The organism is Frankia sp. Allo2, from assembly GCF_000733325.1.
Taxonomy (GTDB): Bacteria; Actinomycetota; Actinomycetes; order Frankiales; family Frankiaceae; genus Frankia; species Frankia casuarinae.
In genome coordinates this window covers 1-17,180 of record NZ_JPHT01000056.1, presented here as the reverse complement: position 1 = coordinate 17,180, position 17,180 = coordinate 1, and the positions used below count along the sequence as shown (strand labels likewise).

14 protein-coding genes and 2 pseudogenes are annotated in these 17,180 nt (G+C 70.6%); 7 read left to right on the top strand and 9 right to left on the bottom strand.

Annotation, left to right across the window (positions count from 1 at the left end; genetic code table 11):
• Positions 1 to 452 (bottom strand): response regulator transcription factor (locus ALLO2_RS21420; protein ID WP_035734435.1); only part of this gene is annotated, 452 nt, incomplete at its 3' end.
• A 255-nt stretch (positions 453 to 707) separates the two neighbouring features.
• On the opposite strand from ALLO2_RS21420, the gene ALLO2_RS21415 reads away from it, so the two are divergent.
• From ALLO2_RS21415 to ALLO2_RS21395, 6 genes are all read left to right on the top strand, one after another.
• Entirely contained in the window at positions 708 to 2,258 is a 1,551-nt protein-coding gene (locus tag ALLO2_RS21415; protein ID WP_023842051.1) for an AAA family ATPase, read from the top strand.
• A 190-nt stretch (positions 2,259 to 2,448) separates the two neighbouring features.
• Complete coding sequence (locus ALLO2_RS21410) at positions 2,449 to 4,227, top strand: GAF domain-containing protein (protein ID WP_035734433.1); 1,779 nt, start codon at positions 2,449 to 2,451, stop codon at positions 4,225 to 4,227.
• Between the two features lie 137 nt (positions 4,228 to 4,364).
• Positions 4,365 to 4,697: a hypothetical protein gene (locus ALLO2_RS21405; RefSeq protein ID WP_011437635.1), complete on the top strand. Its 333-nt coding sequence runs from the start codon at positions 4,365 to 4,367 to the stop codon at positions 4,695 to 4,697.
• Between the two features lie 134 nt (positions 4,698 to 4,831).
• Positions 4,832 to 5,008, top strand: a complete 177-nt coding sequence (locus ALLO2_RS26020) for a hypothetical protein (protein WP_023842049.1) — start codon at positions 4,832 to 4,834, stop codon at positions 5,006 to 5,008.
• A 232-nt stretch (positions 5,009 to 5,240) separates the two neighbouring features.
• Positions 5,241 to 6,029 carry a PP2C family protein-serine/threonine phosphatase gene (locus ALLO2_RS21400; RefSeq protein ID WP_232235242.1) on the top strand — a complete coding sequence of 263 codons (789 nt, stop codon included), beginning with the start codon at positions 5,241 to 5,243 and terminating at the stop codon, positions 6,027 to 6,029.
• Positions 5,984 to 6,586 carry a 2-oxoacid:acceptor oxidoreductase family protein gene (locus ALLO2_RS21395; protein WP_011437633.1) on the top strand — a complete coding sequence of 201 codons (603 nt, stop codon included), beginning with the start codon at positions 5,984 to 5,986 and terminating at the stop codon, positions 6,584 to 6,586. The genes ALLO2_RS21400 and ALLO2_RS21395 overlap by 46 nt, the downstream gene beginning before the upstream one ends.
• A gap of 63 nt (positions 6,587 to 6,649) precedes the next feature.
• On the opposite strand, the pseudogene ALLO2_RS28475 reads toward ALLO2_RS21395, so the two are convergent.
• From ALLO2_RS28475 to ALLO2_RS21385, 3 genes and pseudogenes are all read right to left on the bottom strand, one after another.
• Positions 6,650 to 6,874, bottom strand: a pseudogene (locus ALLO2_RS28475) (general stress protein); the annotation flags it as partial.
• Positions 6,875 to 6,986: 112 nt separating this feature from the next.
• Positions 6,987 to 8,009 (bottom strand): DUF2278 family protein, encoded by a 1,023-nt coding sequence (locus ALLO2_RS21390; protein WP_011437632.1) that lies wholly within the window; start codon positions 8,007 to 8,009, stop codon positions 6,987 to 6,989.
• Positions 8,010 to 8,329: 320 nt separating this feature from the next.
• On the bottom strand, positions 8,330 to 9,877 hold the full coding sequence (locus ALLO2_RS21385) for an NAD(P)/FAD-dependent oxidoreductase (RefSeq protein ID WP_035734431.1): 1,548 nt from the start codon (positions 9,875 to 9,877) through the stop codon (positions 8,330 to 8,332).
• A gap of 415 nt (positions 9,878 to 10,292) precedes the next feature.
• On the opposite strand from ALLO2_RS21385, the gene ALLO2_RS21380 reads away from it, so the two are divergent.
• Complete coding sequence (locus ALLO2_RS21380; protein ID WP_035734429.1) at positions 10,293 to 12,911, top strand: bifunctional SulP family inorganic anion transporter/carbonic anhydrase; 2,619 nt, start codon at positions 10,293 to 10,295, stop codon at positions 12,909 to 12,911.
• A 359-nt stretch (positions 12,912 to 13,270) separates the two neighbouring features.
• On the opposite strand, the gene ALLO2_RS21375 is transcribed toward ALLO2_RS21380, so the two are convergent.
• The 5 genes and pseudogenes from ALLO2_RS21375 to ALLO2_RS21360 form a co-directional block, all read right to left on the bottom strand.
• Positions 13,271 to 14,323 carry a methyltransferase domain-containing protein gene (locus ALLO2_RS21375; RefSeq protein ID WP_232235241.1) on the bottom strand — a complete coding sequence of 351 codons (1,053 nt, stop codon included), beginning with the start codon at positions 14,321 to 14,323 and terminating at the stop codon, positions 13,271 to 13,273.
• Positions 14,324 to 14,628: 305 nt separating this feature from the next.
• Positions 14,629 to 14,751: pseudogene (locus ALLO2_RS28470) on the bottom strand (LysR family transcriptional regulator); the annotation flags it as partial.
• 33 nt (positions 14,752 to 14,784) lie between these two features.
• Positions 14,785 to 15,504: a histidine phosphatase family protein gene (locus ALLO2_RS21370; protein WP_035734428.1), complete on the bottom strand. Its 720-nt coding sequence runs from the start codon at positions 15,502 to 15,504 to the stop codon at positions 14,785 to 14,787.
• Complete coding sequence (locus tag ALLO2_RS21365) at positions 15,476 to 16,273, bottom strand: CbtA family protein (RefSeq protein WP_011437627.1); 798 nt, start codon at positions 16,271 to 16,273, stop codon at positions 15,476 to 15,478. Before ALLO2_RS21365 ends, ALLO2_RS21370 begins: the two co-directional genes overlap by 29 nt.
• A gap of 35 nt (positions 16,274 to 16,308) precedes the next feature.
• Complete coding sequence (locus ALLO2_RS21360; protein ID WP_035734436.1) at positions 16,309 to 16,539, bottom strand: CbtB-domain containing protein; 231 nt, start codon at positions 16,537 to 16,539, stop codon at positions 16,309 to 16,311.
• Positions 16,540 to 17,180 lie beyond the last annotated feature (641 nt).

The window sequence follows — 17,180 nt, the reverse complement described above, 5'->3', positions numbered from 1 at the left end:
GAGGCCAGCGTCGGGTCTTCCCTGGGCCCTTGGCGCATTCTGTCGAGGACGCGGCGGGTGACCGATGGCGAGAGCAGCGACCCGCCGGCGGCCACGGTGCGGATGGCGCTCACCAGGTCGTTGCCGCGGATCTCCTTCAGGACGTAGCCGGCGGCACCGGCCATGATGGCGGAGAACAGGGCCTCGTCGTCGTCATAGGACGTGAGAATGAGGCAGGCGACGTCTGGATGGGCGGAGCGGATGTCGCGGCACACGTCGATGCCGCTTCCGTCGGGGAGCCGGCCATCGAGGACGGCCACGTTGGGCAGGAGCGCCGGGATTCTGCGGATCGCCTCGGCGGCGAGTCCGGCCTCGCCGACCACCTCGATGTCGTCGTGGCGATCGAGGGTCTGCCGTAGACCGTTACGCACGATTTCGTGGTCGTCGAGAATGAATACCCGGATCGTCTTCATGCGGAGGAGGATACGGTGCCGTCCTCGGAGCCGCCACGCTGTGAAATGGATGCCGGGTTCGGGACCTTCGGCCCTTGGACCGGTCCTTGGCCCGGCGTCGACGGGTGTCTGCCAGCCACCGCGGCGGCGCGTCGGCGGCGCGTCGGAGGCGGGGGACGGTGGGGACGTTGGTCCCAGGTAGGATGGACCTTCGTTCCCTCCATGCACGACCCGAGCATGCTGCCGCGGCCGCCGGGACGCGGGCAGGCTCGTGCCATGAGTCTGGAGACCACGGTGAACCCGCTCCCGGCGGAGCGAGGCGCCTCGGCCTCGGCGCCAGCGGTGGCGCCGACGGTGGCGTCGGGGCCTCCTGCCAGGGTCGTCGAGACGGCGCGGTCCGTGCTCGTCTTCCTTGGAGATCGTGTCTTCAAGGTCAAGAAGCCGGTCGACCTCGGTGCCGTGGATTTCCGCGGCAGGCAGGCGCGGTTGGCCGCCTGCGAGGCCGAGGTGAGACTCAATCGTCGCCTCGCGCCCGACGTCTACCTCGGCGTCGCCGATGTCATCGGACCGGACGGGGAGCCCTGCGACCACATGGTCGTGATGCGGCGACTACCCGAGGCGCGCCGGCTGTCGACGCTTGCCGAAGGTGGCACCGAGGTCAGGGCGGAGATCCACGCCCTCACCCGGGTGCTGGTCGACTTCCACGCCCGGTGTGAGACCTCGTCCCGGATCGCCGAGGCAGGTGGCCTGGACCGTCTGCGTGGGCGGTGGGACGCCTGCTTCGCCCGGGTACAGCGTGACCATGGCGCGGCGGTGAGCGCCAGCATCCTCGACCATGTGAACCGTCTCGCCGTGCGGTACCTCGACGGCCGCGACGAGCTCCTGCGGGAGCGGCGCGAGGCCGGGCGGATCCGCGACGGGCACGGCGATCTGTCCGCCGCGGACATCTTCTGCCTCGACGACGGGCCCAGGGTGCTCGACTGCCTGGAGTTCGAACCCGGGCTGCGGGCGGCCGACGTCCTCGCGGACGCCTGCGCCCTGGCAGCCGACCTCGAGTGGCTCGGACGCCGCGATCTCGCCCGGCTCTTCCTCGATCACTACCGTGAGATGGCTGGTGAGACCCATCCTCGGTCGCTCGAGGATTTCTACTGGGCGCTGGCCGCGCTGGGGCGCTGCCAGGCGGCGTGCCAGCGTGTCGCGGCCGGCGAGAACGCGGCGGCGGAGGCGCGGGCCTTCGCTGACCTGGCACTGGCCCGGTTGCGCTGGGGCCGGGTCCGACTCGTGCTGGTCGGCGGCCAGCGCGGCACCGGGAAGTCCACGCTCGCCGGCGGGCTCGCCGGCACGGAGCGGTGGACCGTGCTCCGCTTCGACGACGCCGCGGCGGACCTGGCGGCCTCGGCCAACCGTCACGATCTCGCGGCGGGGGGNTGGGCAGATGCAGGGGGATGGGTACCGGCCGACGACGTCGACGCGGTCCACCAGGAACTGCTGCGCCAGGCCGGCACAGCGCTGCGCCGCGGCGAGTCCGTCGTGGTCGACGCACCGTGGAACCGGCACAGCCAGCGCGCGCAAGCGGCCGATGTCGCTCGCCGTGCCTTCGCGGACCTGGTGCAACTGCGCTGCACGGCCCCGCCCGATCTCGCGGCAACCCGTACCGACCGGCGTTCCCCGGCAACCACCGCGGCAACCAGCGCCACAGGGTCCGTCGGCCTTGGCCGTCTCGCCGACACCGTCTCCCGGATCGAACCCTGGCCGGAAGCCAAGATCATCGATACGGCGGTGGCCATCGCCGAGTCGCTGCACAACGCCCGCCGCGCCGCGGCCTGATCGGCACGCGAAGCGATGTTCCGCAGTGCTCTGGGTGCTCTGGGTGTTTCGGGTGCTCTGGGTGTTTCGGGGAAGACCGGATGGCCCGGGAGCGGCCACCGCCGAGCGCGGGTAACGCATCGACAGCTGATGGGGATCGCCAATGCGTCCGCGGCAACCGAACCGGTTCTAGTACTGTTCGGGCGTGGGCATGGAAACTGGGTCCGCAGCCAGCCAGAAGCGGGCGGGAACGGACCCTTCGTCGGTCTCTTCGTCGGTCTCTTCGACGGGCTCACCGACGAGCGAGAACCTGACTTTCCCGCTCGTCGCGCGGCTCGAACTCGATGAACTGCTGACGCAGCTGGTTGACCGGGCCCAGGATGTGCTGGCCACGCAGAGCCGGTTGCGCGGGCTGCTGGCGGCGAGTCGGGCCATCGCCACGGACCTGCGGCTGCCGGTGCTGCTCAGGCACATCGTGGAGGCGGCGTGCGAGCTGCTGGACGCCCGGTACGGGGCGCTGGGCGTCGTCGCGCCGGACCGCACCCTGGAGGAGTTCGTCCACGCCGGCATGGACCCGCGGGACGTCGACCGAATCGGTCATCTGCCCACCGGCCACGGGGTGCTCGGTCTACTGATCGATGATCCTCGGCCGCGTCGCCTCGACGACATCTCCCGTGACCCGAGTGCGTATGGCTTCCCCCCCGGCCATCCGCCGATGAGGACCTTCCTCGGCGTACCTATCACCGTGCGCGGCGAGGTGTTCGGCAACCTCTATCTGACCGAGAAACGCGGCGGCACGGCCTTTACCGCCGAGGACGAGGAACTCGCGCTCGCCTTGGCCGCCAGCGCCGGTGTCGCGATCGAGAACGCCCGGCTGTTCCACGACACCCAGCAGCGGCACCGGTGGATGAGCGCGTCCGCCGACGTGACCCGCCAGATCATGGCCGATGCCGACGGCGCCCTCGAGTCTGTTGCGGAACGCGTCCGCACGGTCGCCGACGCGGAGTTCGTCTCCATCGTCCTGCGCGACGAGGAGGCCGGCAGCGCGCGGGTCGCCGTCGCCGTCACCGTCGGAGCGGACACCGTTTCCGGCGCCGGTCAGCGGATACCTCTCGACGGCACCCTCACCGGTCGGGTGATGGCCGAGCAGCAGCCGTTGCGCGTGGAGGACGCGCAGCTTGACGCCCTCCCCGAGGAACGGGACGCCGCCACCGGCCCCCTGATCGTCCTCCCGATGGTCGCCGGCACCGACCACGTGTCCGGAGTGCTGCTTGTCGGTCGAAACCGGGGGAAGCGTCCCTTCAGCGACACCGATCTCGCCAGTGCCGCGAGCTTCGCGGGCAACGTCGCGATCACTCTGGAACTGGCGCGGGTCAAGGCCGACCGGGAGCGGTTGGTGGTCCTGGCCGACCGTGGTCGCATCGCCCGTGACCTGCATGACCACGTCATCCAGCGGATGTTCGCCGTTGCGCTCGGCTTGCAGGACATCGCCCAGTACGAACGTCCATCGAACGCCGAGCGCATCAACCAGTACGTCGAGGACCTTGACGTTACGATCAAGGACATTCGGCGGTCGATCTTCGAGCTGCGTGCCAGCGGCGCGTCCAAGCGAAGCCGACTGCACGCCGCGATCGACCGGATCGCCGAGGACGTGCGTCCGGCCCTCGGCTTCACGCCGACCGTCCGCTACTCCGGACCGCTCGAAACCGTGATCGGTGACGATCTCGCCGACCAGGTGATCGCTGTCGCCCGGGAGTCGTTGACCAATGCGGCGCGGCATTCGCAGGCCGGGACCGTCGAGCTCCGTATCGGCGTGGCCGGCGAGTCGGTGGTCGTCGACGTGATCGACGACGGTGTCGGCATAGGTCCCGGCGGCCGGCGCAGCGGGTTGGACAACCTCCGGACCCGGGCCGAGCAGCTCGGCGGATCTTTCACCCTCACCACACCGGCAGGCGGGGGCACCCACCTGCACTGGGCTGCGCCCCTGTGACACTGGGCCGCGCCCCTGTGACACTGGGCCGCGCCCCTGTGACACTGGGCCGCGCCCCTGCGCGGGGAGACCGTTGGTCCGCTGAGGGGGGACGATCGGCCCATGTGACCAGGCGGCAGCCGCGGGATGGTTGACTCATGAACCTTCCCGTGAATCTCCCCGCCCTTCGCCTGTCCCGCTCGATGCCAGCTCCGGCGTCAGCCGCGGAGAACGGCACAGCGGCTGCGGGCACGCACCGACCGTACCGGGCGATCGAACCGGGCAGTCGGTCCTGCTGCTGCCCCTCCGAACCGGTGGCGCAGGCGATATTTGTCCCCGGTGACACGCGTTCCCATGAGGTCGAGGTGCTGTTGTGCGCCCATCACCTGCGGTGCAGCGCGTCGACACTGAGGTCGTTGGGCGTCGCCGTCTACGACCGGCAGGGGAACCCGATCGAGGACACGGCCACGCTGTTCGGCCGGGACCGCTGACCCTCGGTTCGGCTGACCCGTCGGGTTCGCGTGAACGACTGAACAATGATCCGTCGTCGCTGATTCCGCCAGGTTGTCAGGTTGTGTCATCAGGTCCCATGGCCTCGCGTCGACGCCAAGGAAGGCGGTGACACATGAAATGGATGACAGCGGATGGTCATCTCATCGAGGAGACGGTCGTCAAGGCCGGTCCCGAGCGTCCGGCACGAGTCCTGCGGGTGACCCGGCAGGAGCGTGCGGTCGGCCAGTATGCGTGCTGGGCCGATCTGATCGTCAATATTGATGTTCGGCGGATGACCGAAGTCGAATGAATGACCTGTTATTGGTGCAGGACTGAGCACGGGTCTGAGATGTCGAGGGCCACTGAGTTCTCCCCGCGAGGCGCCGTTCTGGAGGTCGTCCGTGTGCAACTTTCCGGCTGCAGAATCCTGGGACGAGACCGATCTCGCGGCCTGTGTGATCGGGGGCGTGAGAGAGAACGCCCATCGTCTGGGGGTATTCTGGCGGTCGCATCCCGCGACTCCCGGTTCGAGCGGAGACTGGGTGGAGGTGGTCGATATCGGCGCCGGCCGGCTCGCCATCTGCGTCGGCGACGCGGCCGGACACGGCGAGCAGGCCGCGAGGTTCGCGCGACGGTTTCGGGAGGCGATGCGCCGGCACCTGCTCGCGGGTGAGGAGCCCGAGGCGACCATGCATCGCACGATGAACGATATCGCTGGACCCGGCGATATCGGGGAAATGTTTGCTACCGCTTTTCTCGCCGTCGTCGATGCCCGGTCAGGCCAGGTGGTCTACGTCAACGCCGGGCATCCGCCCGCCCTGCACCTGCCCGGGTCCGCGGCTGGCGGCGGCAGCTGCGCCCGCGAGCCACGGTCGCTCGGTCCGACCGGGCCCATCCTGTCTGACCTTTTCGCCGGAAGCGAGATCTGGTCGTCCCGATCGCTGACCATGGACGTCGGAGACCGCCTACTGCTGTACACCGACGGCATCAGCGAGGCGCGCGACGCGCACGGCACACAGTTCGGGACGGAATCCCTGTCCGCCGGCCGGATCGGAACCGACTCGCCTGACACGTTGCTTGACCGCCTTTTCGCGCAGCTCGCCATCCATGCGCACGGGGTCGACGGGGACGACCGCACGATGGCGATCCTGGCCCGCGATCCACTGGTCGCCCCCGCCGCCGGCTACTCACCGCGCTGTCGGGCCGCGGAGAGGACCCTGGCAGCTGACGGGGCGTCGCGAAGCAGCATTGAGAAGCAGCCTGGTCGGGAGAGACGAGGTCCGTCATGTTCGCGGTACGAATTCACGGGTTCGGCGGTCAGGGCGTGCTGACCATCGCCGAGCTGTTGACCATCGCGGCAGTTACGGAGGGTCGCTACGGACAGGCATCCATGGCCGGCGGGCCGGAACACATCGGCCACCCTACGGTCGCCTGCTGCCGGATCGACGACGATCCATTGCCCGGGTGGGAACCGGTCGTGTTCCCGGATGCGGTCATCGTCCGGGACGCNGCGCTGCTGCACGTCTCCGACGTGTTCCATGGACTCGGGGCGGATGGGTTCATCCTGCTCGACTCGGCACGCGACCTTGACGATTTCGGGCTGCCCAGGCTCACCCGGTACCGGCCCGAGCGGACGATCAGCATGCCCGCCAGCGAGATCGCCCAGCGTGAGCTGGGGCATCCGCTACCGAACACGGCTCTGCTCGGTGGCTTTGCCGCGTTGACCGGAATCGTTTCGATCATCGCGGTCGAGACGGCCATCCGGGAGCGGTTCGCCGGTCGGCTCGCGGACGACGGCATCGAGGCGGCTCGGGACGCCTTTGCGTTCGTCCGCTACACCGAGCGGCGCAGGGCCGGGCTTCTGCCGGTAGCCCAGGCCCAGGAATGAGCCTGGGCGCCGGCAGGCCGTGCCGGCAGTGAGCCTGGGAGCCGGCAGGCCGGCGGCGGAGGTCCAGGTCAGCCGACCTGTGACCTGCTCGACCGTGCGCAGGCCGCGGCCGACGATGGCGGTCTTCTCCACCGGGAAACCAAGGTCGGAAAGTTGGTCGACGGCCCTCTCGGCCTCGCTGTAGGTGTCGAAGGTGGCCACCACCTGCTGCGGCTCGCCTACCCGGTCCACCGGGGTCCCGCCCGGAGCATCATCGAAGCGCGGGTTCCCGCGGTGGAGAAGACCCATCCGAGGCGGAGGCGACCCGGGGCCGAAAGGTGATCCGGGGCCGAAAGGTGATCCGGGGCCGAAAGGTGATCCGGGGCCGAAAGGTGATCCGGGGCCGAAAGGTGATCCGAGGTCAGAAGATGATGGTGTGTCCTTCGCGGGATGCGTCGGTGGCGGTGTAGGCGACGCCGTCGACTTTCAGACCGTCCTGATCAAGCAGGGTGATGATGCCGCCCCGGTTGCCCAGCCCGACCGGGGGTGCGAGCGGGATCCGCACGGTGTCCCCGGCTGGCAGGTTGGTGGGCGGAAGGGGGAAACGGTGCCGACCGCTGTCGATGATCGTCCAACCGGTGAGGTCGACGGGCCCTGGGGTGGTGTTGAGCAGGGTGACGGACTCGGCTTCCGGTGCCGGTCCGATGGGGTTGACCAGGGCGGCGACGATGCGCAGGCGCCGGTCGGGTTCCCCGGGGGCTGGTTGGCCGCCCGGTCCGGCCGATGGAACGGCGCGCAGGGTGTGGCCGGTCGTGTCGTCGGTGTGCCAGGCCTGGCTCTGGAAGGCCAGGAACAGTGCTGTCCAGCGGCCCGCGGTGGGGAAGTGGAAGAGCAGGGCACCGTCCTGCCAGCTGCCGTCGTCGGCGATGAAGCGACCGCTGTTGCCCTGGTTCATGTGGACGTCATGCACGCCGTTGCCGGGTACGAAGCCAAAGATCTTGTCTGGTTTCGTGGGCTCGGGCCCCCATCGCTGGCCGAAGGCGTAAATGTGGCTGGTCGGATCGGCGGTCGCACGCTGGACGTGGTGGTCGAGGCGGTCGGCGAGGTCGTTGTCCGGGCCGGGGCGGTCGGGGGGGAGCGCGTGCAGCCCGGTGCGATCGAACAGGTTGCCCCGGACGAAGTCCAGGGCGAGACCGCCGGGCCTGGACTTCAGGGGGGTGAACCCGTCGGGCAGGTCAACGAGGCGGTCGAGGATCGGATGGTGGAACTCCTCGACCGCGATGTACAGCAGTTCGGACGGGGGCTGGGCGGACAGAACGTTTACGGCGACTCGGAAAGAGCCACCACCCTCGACGTGTATCTGGTAGTGCGGGCTGTCGTGCCCGCCCTCCCTGCGCCGGTCGAGTAGCCGGCCTTTCAAGACGCCGTAGCCTGCCAGCGGCATAACATTTCCCCGATTTCCGCGGCGATGAAAAGATCCGGCTGAACGATATCATTCCCGTCTGGCCAGGCGGGTGCGGCGGGGGGAGCTCACCTATCGGTTGGTCTGCGGTCACCCAACGGTGATGCGGGCCGCCTGCGGGCCGGCGGCCGACCCCCATCATGGAGGGACGGTCATGAAAAGGCGGTGATTCATGGTCGGCGTGGCGCCCGGGCGGTTACCGCCGGAGTGTCTCCAGGCGGGATACAAGGTCCGTAGGCGGCGGCATGTCGCGCATTTCCCGGCGTGTCTCGCCTACGGCGAGATCAGGGTCGGCGACGATCTCATCCCGGCCGACCTACGGGCCAGGCCGCTCGCCGCTCCCGGCTGAGGGCGAGGGTCGCCGCGTGCAGCCCGGCCATGCCGTGTACCCCGGCGCCGGGAGGGGTGGCGGCGGAACACAGGTAGACGCCGGGCAGCGGCGTCGCCCAGGGGCGTGGCGAGAGCACCGGCCGGGCGACCAACTGGCGCAGGTCGGCGGTGCCACCGCCGATGTCGCCGCCGATCTCGTTGGCGTTGTGCGCCTCCAGCGCCGTCGNTCCCATCACGTGGCGGGCGAGCACCCGGTCGCGGAATCCGGGGGCGAAGCGTTCGACCTGGGACTCGAGCGCGTCGGTCATGTCGACGCTGGAGCCCAGTGGGACATGGCAGTAGGCCCACCCGGTGTGCCGGCCGGCCGGGGCGCGGCTCGGGTCGGCGGCGCACGCCTGAACGAACAGTACGAACGGCCGGTCTGGATGGTGGCCGCGGGCGACGGCCCGCTCGGCCGCGGCGATCTCGGCGAGCGTGCCGCCCAGGTGCACGGTCGCCGCCCCGGCGACCGCCGGATCGCGCCAGGGCACCGGTCCGTCGAGCGCCCAGTCAATCTTGAAAACTCCCGGTCCGTACCGGTATCGGCCGAGCGCGGCGCGGTAGCGGCCGGGCAGCGCGGCGTCGGCGACCGCGAGCACCTGGCGAGGGGTGAGATCGAGCAGCACGGCCCGCGCGGGCGGCAGTTCCGACAGGCTGGTCACCGGGGCGCCGGTGACCAGTTCGCCGCCGAGTTCGCGCAGCCGGGCGACCAGGGCCTCCGCCAGTGATGATGATCCACCGACGGCTACCGGCCAGCCGACCTGGTGCGCGAGCACCCCGAGGAACAGCCCGTAGCCTGCGGTGACCGGGCGATGTAAATCGATCATGGAATGGGCGGCGAGCCCGGCGAACAGCGCTCGCGCCGCCTCACCGCGCAGCGCGGCGCGGGCGAGCGCGGTCGCGGACCACAGCCCGCGCACGCCGAACCGGGCGAGGGTCAGGGGCGCGGCGGGCGGCAGGTCGAACGGTGCCAGCACGCCCTCGGCCAGCCGCGAGCCGTCGGACGCCAGCGGGCCGACCAGCCGGCGCCAGCCGGAATCGACGCCGTCCCGGTCGGCGAGGCCCGCCGCGGTGGCGTCGAGGTCGCGGCGCAGCAGCGCCGCCGGGCCGTCGTCGAGCGGGTGGGCGAGCGGCACCGGCGGATGCGCCCACCGAAGCCCCTCGGTCGGGGTCGGGCCTGCGGTGGGGGTCGGGTCCGCGTAGGACGCCGGGTTCGCGGAGGACGTCGGGTTCGCGGAGGACGTCGGGCCTGTGCCGAAGGCGCGCAGTGCGGGGGAGGCGAGCGCGAGCGGCAGGACGGTTGCGCACACGTCGTGCCGGAAGCCGGACAGCGTCAGCTCTTCTGTTCGCAGCCCACCACCGGGAGTGCCCGCGGCCTCCCGGACGAGTACCCGCCAGCCGGCCTCGGCCAGCGTCAGGGCGGCGGTCAGCCCGTTTGGACCGGCCCCGACGATCACCGCGTCGAAGCTGTCCGTGCTCACGGTGCACCTCTTCCATGCGGATTCCAGGCACGATCGTGCCGCCGCCGGGCATCGAGCCCGAACGTGATGCCCGCCCGAACGTGATGCCCGCCCGAACGTGATGCCCGCCCGTCCGGCCGCGACCCGGGGCCGCCGTCGCGCCGCTGGTCCGAGCCCAGGAGCAGATGCCACAGAAGGTGTCCAGCGTCACGCATAAATGGGGCGTCTGTCACAGAGGGAAACTCGGCTGTGGACTCGCACGTTGAGATCTGTGCATCATTAGTCACTTTCCGTTTCTGCGGGTCCAGGGTGGGCGTCGGATGTGGTCGGACCGCGGTGTCCGACGGGCGCCGGCAAACCGTCGCCAATGGTCACACTTCGGGGCCGATCTCCGACGAGACNCCCGTCCCGCCGCATCGAACTCGAGGAGGATGCCATGACCGCTTCGGTTTCCCCGCCGTCACCGTCCCGGCACAGCCATTCGCCGCCCATGTCCGGGTCCACCGCCAAGAACGTGCGCCGGACCCGGGGTGACCACAACCCCCTGCGCCCCGATCTCCAGGCCTCCCTGGTCGTGTTCGTCGTGGCGTTGCCCCTGTCGCTGGGCATCGCCGTCGCCTCGGGGGCGCCGGTCGCAGCGGGTCTCCTCGCCGCGGTGATCGGCGGCGTCGTCGCCGGCGCCCTCGGCGGTGCGCCGTTGCAGGTGAGCGGGCCGGCCGCCGGGCTGACCGTCATCGTCGCCGACCTCGTCCACACCTACGGGTGGCGCGTTACCTGTCTGATCACCGCAGGGGCCGGGATTCTGCAGATCCTGCTCGGGCTCTGCCGGGTCGCCCGCGCCTCCCTGGCCGTCTCGCCGGCCATCGTCCACGGGATGCTCGGCGGCATCGGGCTGACGATCGTCCTCGGCCAGTTCCACGTGGTGCTGGGCGGACAGGCCGAGAGTCACGCCTGGGAGAACGTCGCGGCAGTGCCCGAGGCGATCATCGATCCGCACGGTTTCGCGACCCTCGTCGGCTTCGTCACCATCGCCACGATCCTGCTCTGGCCCCGGTTGCCGAAGAGGCTGCCGAACGCCGNCCGANCCANCCCCGCCTATCTCGCGGCGGTCGTGACGGGCACCCTGCTCGCTGCCGTCGCGGGCTTCGACCTGCCCAGGGTCGACCTGCCCTCGTCCCTGTTCGACGCGGTCGCCCTGCCGGGCCTCCCACACGGCGACTGGTCCGGCATCGCGCTGGGCGTCGTCACCGTGGCCATCGTCGCCAGCGTCGAGTCCCTGCTCTCGGCCGTCGCGGTGGACCAGCTTGCCACCACCCGAGGCTGGCGGGGGCCGCGCGTCGACCTCGACCGCGAGCTGCTCGGGCAGGGCTCGGCGAACCTCGTCTCGGGCCTGGCCGGCGGGTTGCCGATCACCGGGGTGATCGTGCGCAGCTCCACCAACGTCGCCTCCGGCGGGCGTACCCGGAAGTCTGCCGTCCTGCACGGCGTCTGGGTGCTGCTGTTCGCCGTGTTCCTGGGCCGCATGGTGGAGTGGGTCCCGCTGTCCGCCCTCGCCGGCCTGCTCGTCGTCGTCGGTGCGCGGCTGGTCAACGTCGCGCATCTGCGCCACGTCCGCCGGCACGGGGAGCTGCCCGTCTACCTGGTGACAATCGTCGGTGTCGTCGCCCTCGACCTCCTGCAGGGCGTCGCCCTGGGTCTGCTCACCGCGCTCGCCCTGGTCCTGCGCCGGGTGCTGTGGTCGAGTGTCCGGCTGGTCCGCACCGGCGAGCTCTGGCAGGTGGAGGTCGAGGGGACGCTGAGCTTCCTGNCCCTGCCCCGCCTCGCGCGGATCCTGGGCCGTATCCCCGCCGGTGCCCCCGTCTCGATCGAACTCATCGTCGACTACCTTGATCACGCCGCCTATGAGCATCTGCGTGGCTGGTGCGCGAACCACGAGGCGTCCGGCGGGACGGTGAGCGTCGACGAGATCGGCCAGGTCTGGTTCCGCCGGCCGGCCGAGGTCGCGGAGCAACGGCGCCGCACCGTCGTCCCGCACCTCCCGCGCTGGTTCGCGCCCTGGTCGCAGTGGCAGGAACTGGAACTCGCCTCGTCATCGTCTGATTCCCCTTCGTCTGATTCCCCTTCGTCGGGATCGCGGTCTTCGGATTCCCAGCCCGCCGGCGTCACTCCGCCGGCGATCCACCCAGTCCAGGGCCCGGACCCGGCGGCGTCGGTGCCGGCGCAGGCCTCCCCCGACCGGACATTCGACCACGTCAGCACGATGCTGTTCGGGGTGAACGAGTTCCACCGGCGGGCCGCCCCNCNCCTGCGGGGCACCTTCGACGCGCTCGCCGGGGGNCAGCAGCCCNGCGCCCTGTTCCTCACCTGCGCCGACTCCCGCATTGTTCCCAACATCATCACCAGCAGCGGTCCCGGCGACCTGTTCACGATCCGTAATGTCGGGAACATCGTCCCGGTGGACGACCCCGCCGGATCCGACCCGGACGCGCCCTTGCGGCGCAGTGGTGACCTGTCGGTGACCGCCGCGCTGGACTACGCCGTCGACGTCCTGCGGGTGCCCTCGCTCGTGGTGTGCGGCCACTCCGGCTGTGGCGCCATGCAGGCGTTGCTGTCCGGCACGCTCGACGGCGCACCCGACTCGGCCCTGGCGGGCTGGCTGTCGCACGCCGCCGCCTCGCTTGAGCGGACGCCCCCCGCCGGCACGGAGGATCTGCCCCCGGTGGAAAGGCTGGGCCGCGCCAACGTGGCGCAGCAGTTGGAGAACCTGCGCGCGCATCCGGCCGTGCGCCGTGCCCTGGCACGCGGCACGCTGGAACTCGTCGGCCTGTACTTCGACATCGCCGACGCGCGCATCTGGGTGCTCGAGGAGTCGACCGGCCGGTTCGTCGACCCGATGGACGCGTTGCCGACGGCGGTCATCGGGACCGGCTCGCGTCGCCGGTGGGACGCACCGGTGCGGGTGCCCGCACCCATGGTCGCGGTCGGCGCGGGTCCTGCCGACGAGCAACCGCCGCCCGCCGGCCGGCGGGCCCGGTGGCTCGGCCTGCCGCGGTAGTGCCGCAGCGGTGAAGGGCCGCCGATCGCCCGGGGCCCTGGATCCCAGGATCCGGGATCCAGGGATCCGAGGTGCTGACCCCGCGGATGCACCGATGGTCGGCGACGTCGACCGTTTGATGACGTCGACTGTTTGATGACAGAGAGTTGCCGAGGGTTAGGCGCGGTTTCAAGACCGGAGACCGTTACCAACCCTCGGCGATTCGCCGTCGCGCCAGTTCGCCGTCGCGCCAGTTCGCCGTCGCGCCAGTTCGCCGTCGCGCCAGTTCGCCGTCGCGCCAGTTCGCCGTCGCGCCAGTTCGCCGTCGCGCCAGTTCGCCGTCGCGCCAGTTCGCCGTCGCGCCAGTTCGTCCGCGGGGGTCACGAGGCCGGGATGACCCGCTCCGGGTAGTCCAGCCAGGATGTCTGACCGTCGGGGGTGACGGTGAGCCCGAAGCGGGCGCAGGACGGCCGCCCTGCGTTCACCCACCAGTCGTAGGCCATTTCGAGTTCGTCCCACAACCGTCGTGGCCCATACTGGGTGACCTCGTGCCCGTCCGACTGCCCGTCCGACCCGGCGGTCAGTGACGCCCACGAATGTGACGCCGCGTGGGACAGCAGAAGTGTTCTCGCCGGGCCGCCTTCCTCGATCTGCCCGGTGGTGCAGCCGGGCAGCCACAGGCCGACCGCGAATCCGGCCGCGGCGTCCGCGAAGGGCTCATCCAGATACCGGCAGGTTGTTCTGACGTCGGCGTCGTCCTCGCCGAGCCACCAGACGGGTCTGTCGGCCCGTTGGCCGCGCAGCCGCATGAAACCCGCATCATCATGAAAATGGCCCGAGGCGGTGCCGTCCGCGACGGTCAATGACAGCAGCGCCCCACCGAACTCGCTCGTGAACGGCAGCACGATCCGCCCGCCCGGCCGGGTCTGCGTGATCCAGGGGTAGGGAACGGTAACCACCGACGCCGTGGCGATGATCCGGTCGTAGGGAGCCCGATCGGGAAACCCCGCCGCGCCGTCCCCGACGACCACCGTCACCGGACGGCCGATTCTGGCGAGGACCGCGCGGGCGTGCCCCGCGATTCCCGGATCGATCTCGATGGTGGTGACCTGGCCGGTCGGGGTCCGCTCGGCGAGCAGCGCCGCGTTATAGCCGGTCCCGGTACCGATCTCGAGGACGTTCATCCCGTCCCGCACATCGAGGAGGTCGAGCATCCGGGCCATGACCCACGGCGCGCTGCTGGAACTGGTCGGTATGACGCCCCTACCGTCGTACCTGCCCGTCCCGTCGTCGACCTGCGTCGTGATCCCGTCGTCGCCGCGGCACAGCTCCGACCACCGCTGTGGATCATCCTGGCGCCGGAGCGGGACCAGGAAGAACCCGTCCTCGTCCCGGACCCAGATCTCATCCGGGATGAAATCCTCGCGGTTCACCCGGCGGACGCTCACGCCTTCCCTGAGCCCTTGCACACGCCGCAGGAGACGGTCTCGTTCTTGCCGTCGCTGGTCACGGTGATCTTCCCGCTGCCGTTGCAGGTCGGGCAGGCTACCGGTTTCGCGTGCTTACCCNCCCGACCGCCTCTCACCCGGGGTCATCTAGCCACCTGGGGCCACCTGGGGGTTCGGACCCACGGCCATGATTCCATCCGGACGGTGCCGCGCGTCAAGGGGCCGCGGCAGCCTCGTGGCCGGGCCGGGAAACCGGTCGAACCTGACGATTCTGATGCGATTTTCACTCGACCTCCAAGCGAGCGGTGGGTGATGACGCCGCTGCGTTCGGGCGGGTCGCCCACGATGCTGTAGTCGGGCAGAACGGTCACCCCGAGCCCCTGGGCGACCATGAGCTTTCCCATCCGCGCGCCGGCGCCGATGGACGCCGGACCCGGCGGATCTCGCTAAAGCGGGCGGCAGACGTGTGTCAAGGTCCAGTCGGTTCCGGTTCCGGTTCCGGCCGCGGTCCTGGTCGCGGTCGCGGCACTCTCCGTTTTCGGCTGCGTGCCGGTCGTGCCGTCATGACCGCCCGCGCCGATCCGATGGTGCAGGAGGGTCGCCGTCAACGGGGCGACGTCGATCCGCCAGAACATCTCGACCGGGCAGCGCAGGGCGGCCACGAGCACGCCCCGGATGACCGCCGGATGGGTCACCGCGATGATGTGGCTCGGTTCGGTGCTTCGCCGGACCAGCCAGTTCTCGACGCGGCTGAGCAAGCTCAGTAGGGATTCGCCGCCCGGCGGGGCCNCCGCCGGATCGCTGTGCCACCGGCGCAGCTCGTCCGGGGGAATCTCGTCCAGGCTGCGCCCCCGCCAGGCCCCGACGTCCAGGTCGCGCAGGGCCGGATCCACCTCGGGGACGACGGGTAGGCCCGGGGCCCGCGGGATGGTGACGTCACCCTTGCGGGCACCGAGGCCCAGGGCGGCGGCGGTCTGACAGGCCCGCGCGGATCCGTCGCAGAGCACCCGTCCCGTCGCGGGAAGCGCGCCAGCCGCTACCGCCTCGGCGGCGCCGGCGGCTCGGTGCAGCCCGTCGGCGTCGAGAGGCTCGTCGATAGGGAACCGGGCGGCCCGCAGGGCCACGGTCGGCGCGCAACTAACCAGGGCCAGCCGCACCGGCGGCACCGATCGCACCGATCGCGCTGGTGGGGGCCGCGGTACGTCGGAACGCGCGTTCGGTCAACGTGCCGAACAGCAGGCCGATGGCCGCCCAGACGGTCGCCTGGATGGCGAGCGAGGCGATCCGGAACCGCCACAGCACGTCGGCCGGGAAGCCCTCCGGCGTCTCGTGCACGTGGGGCAGAACGGCGTAGACGACGCCCAGGACCACCAGCCCGCCGACGGCGGCGGCGATCGTCGCGTTCCAGCCGCCGAGCCGGCCGGTGAGCCGCCGCGCGGCCACACCCGTCCCGACCACGACGATCACCGAGATCAGGATCATGAGGAAGTACAGGACGGTCCGCCGGCCGATCGTGTCGGGATTGCCGATCGCGGGGGGATTCGCCGGGTACTTCAAATCGGGCAGGAGGTAGACCGCGGTGAACCCGGCGAGGGCGACCAGGGCGGCCGTCCCGCGGGGCCCGAGGGTGCCCAGGCGGCCCTGCACGCACGCGTACGCCAGGGCGAACATGCCGCCGATGGCGACGGAGAAGAGCAGCAGACCGGTGAACAGACCGAGCGTCGACTGCACGGTCCGGGACACCGGCTCGGACTCCTCGTGCGCGTGAGCGGCGAGACCCACCGCCTCGTGCGCATGAGTGGAACTCTCGCCCGCCGACTCGAAGGTGATCGCGTGACCGATCTGGCTCTCGCCGAGGGTCTTCGCGACGATGAAGGCGAGCACGGCGGCGACCAGACCGACGAGCATGCCACGGATCAACAGTGTTCGTGCCACAGCGTCTCCTCGCTGGAACAGATCGGGAGGAGGCGTTAGTGGCAGGGGAAGCCGAGCAGGTGGCGGGCGTCGTGCACGAACTCGTGGACGTAGTTCCCGCCGAAGATTGACAGCGCGCCCTGCTCGGCGCCGACGAAGTACAGCCCGAGCAGCGCCAGCAGCCCGCCGAAGAGCAGGAAGGGCACCAGCTCACGCATCGGGATGGTCGGCAGGGCCGGCAGGGCCGGCTGGGCGAGCGGTGCGGGGGAGACGGCGGGGNGCGCCATGAGGAGAACCTCCACTGGAATCACGCGTTCCACGGGTAGGACGGGTTCGGGCAATGGGTCTGACTTCCGAGACCGTCCAGGACGGACGGGCCGATCACAGTGGCGCGACCATGCCGGAATCACACCGGCTTCCATCACACGAACATGTAGAGATAAACAGCGCTATGTAATCCTGTCAAGTTTTATGGGCCGCCAGGATGGCTGGACGGGCCCGGGTGCGGTCCCGTGGGGCATGCTGGTGTGCATGACGACGACGCTCGCATCGACCCTGGTGCCCCTAATGGGACATACCGGGCAGCCGTGAGGCAGGCTCGGTTCCGGTAGCCGCCAGCAGGTGAGCACTCGAGGCCCCTGGACGCAGGACGAGTCCTAAGGTCAGACCGTGCCCCTGCCGGTGGTCGGGAGAGCGGACCACAGATGGGATGTCGTGCCCGCTGATCGTGGCGTGAGCACTTGACCATTAGGGCGTGGTGGATCTCCTGGAGGCTGCCGGACCTGGTGCCGAGAGACGGGAGACCCGGATGCTGTTCGTCGGTGACGACTGGGCGCAGGACCACCACGATGTGGAGGTGCAGGACGAGACGGGTCGGCGACTGGCGAAGGGCCGGCTGCCGGAGGGCGTGGCCGGGATCGCCCGGCTG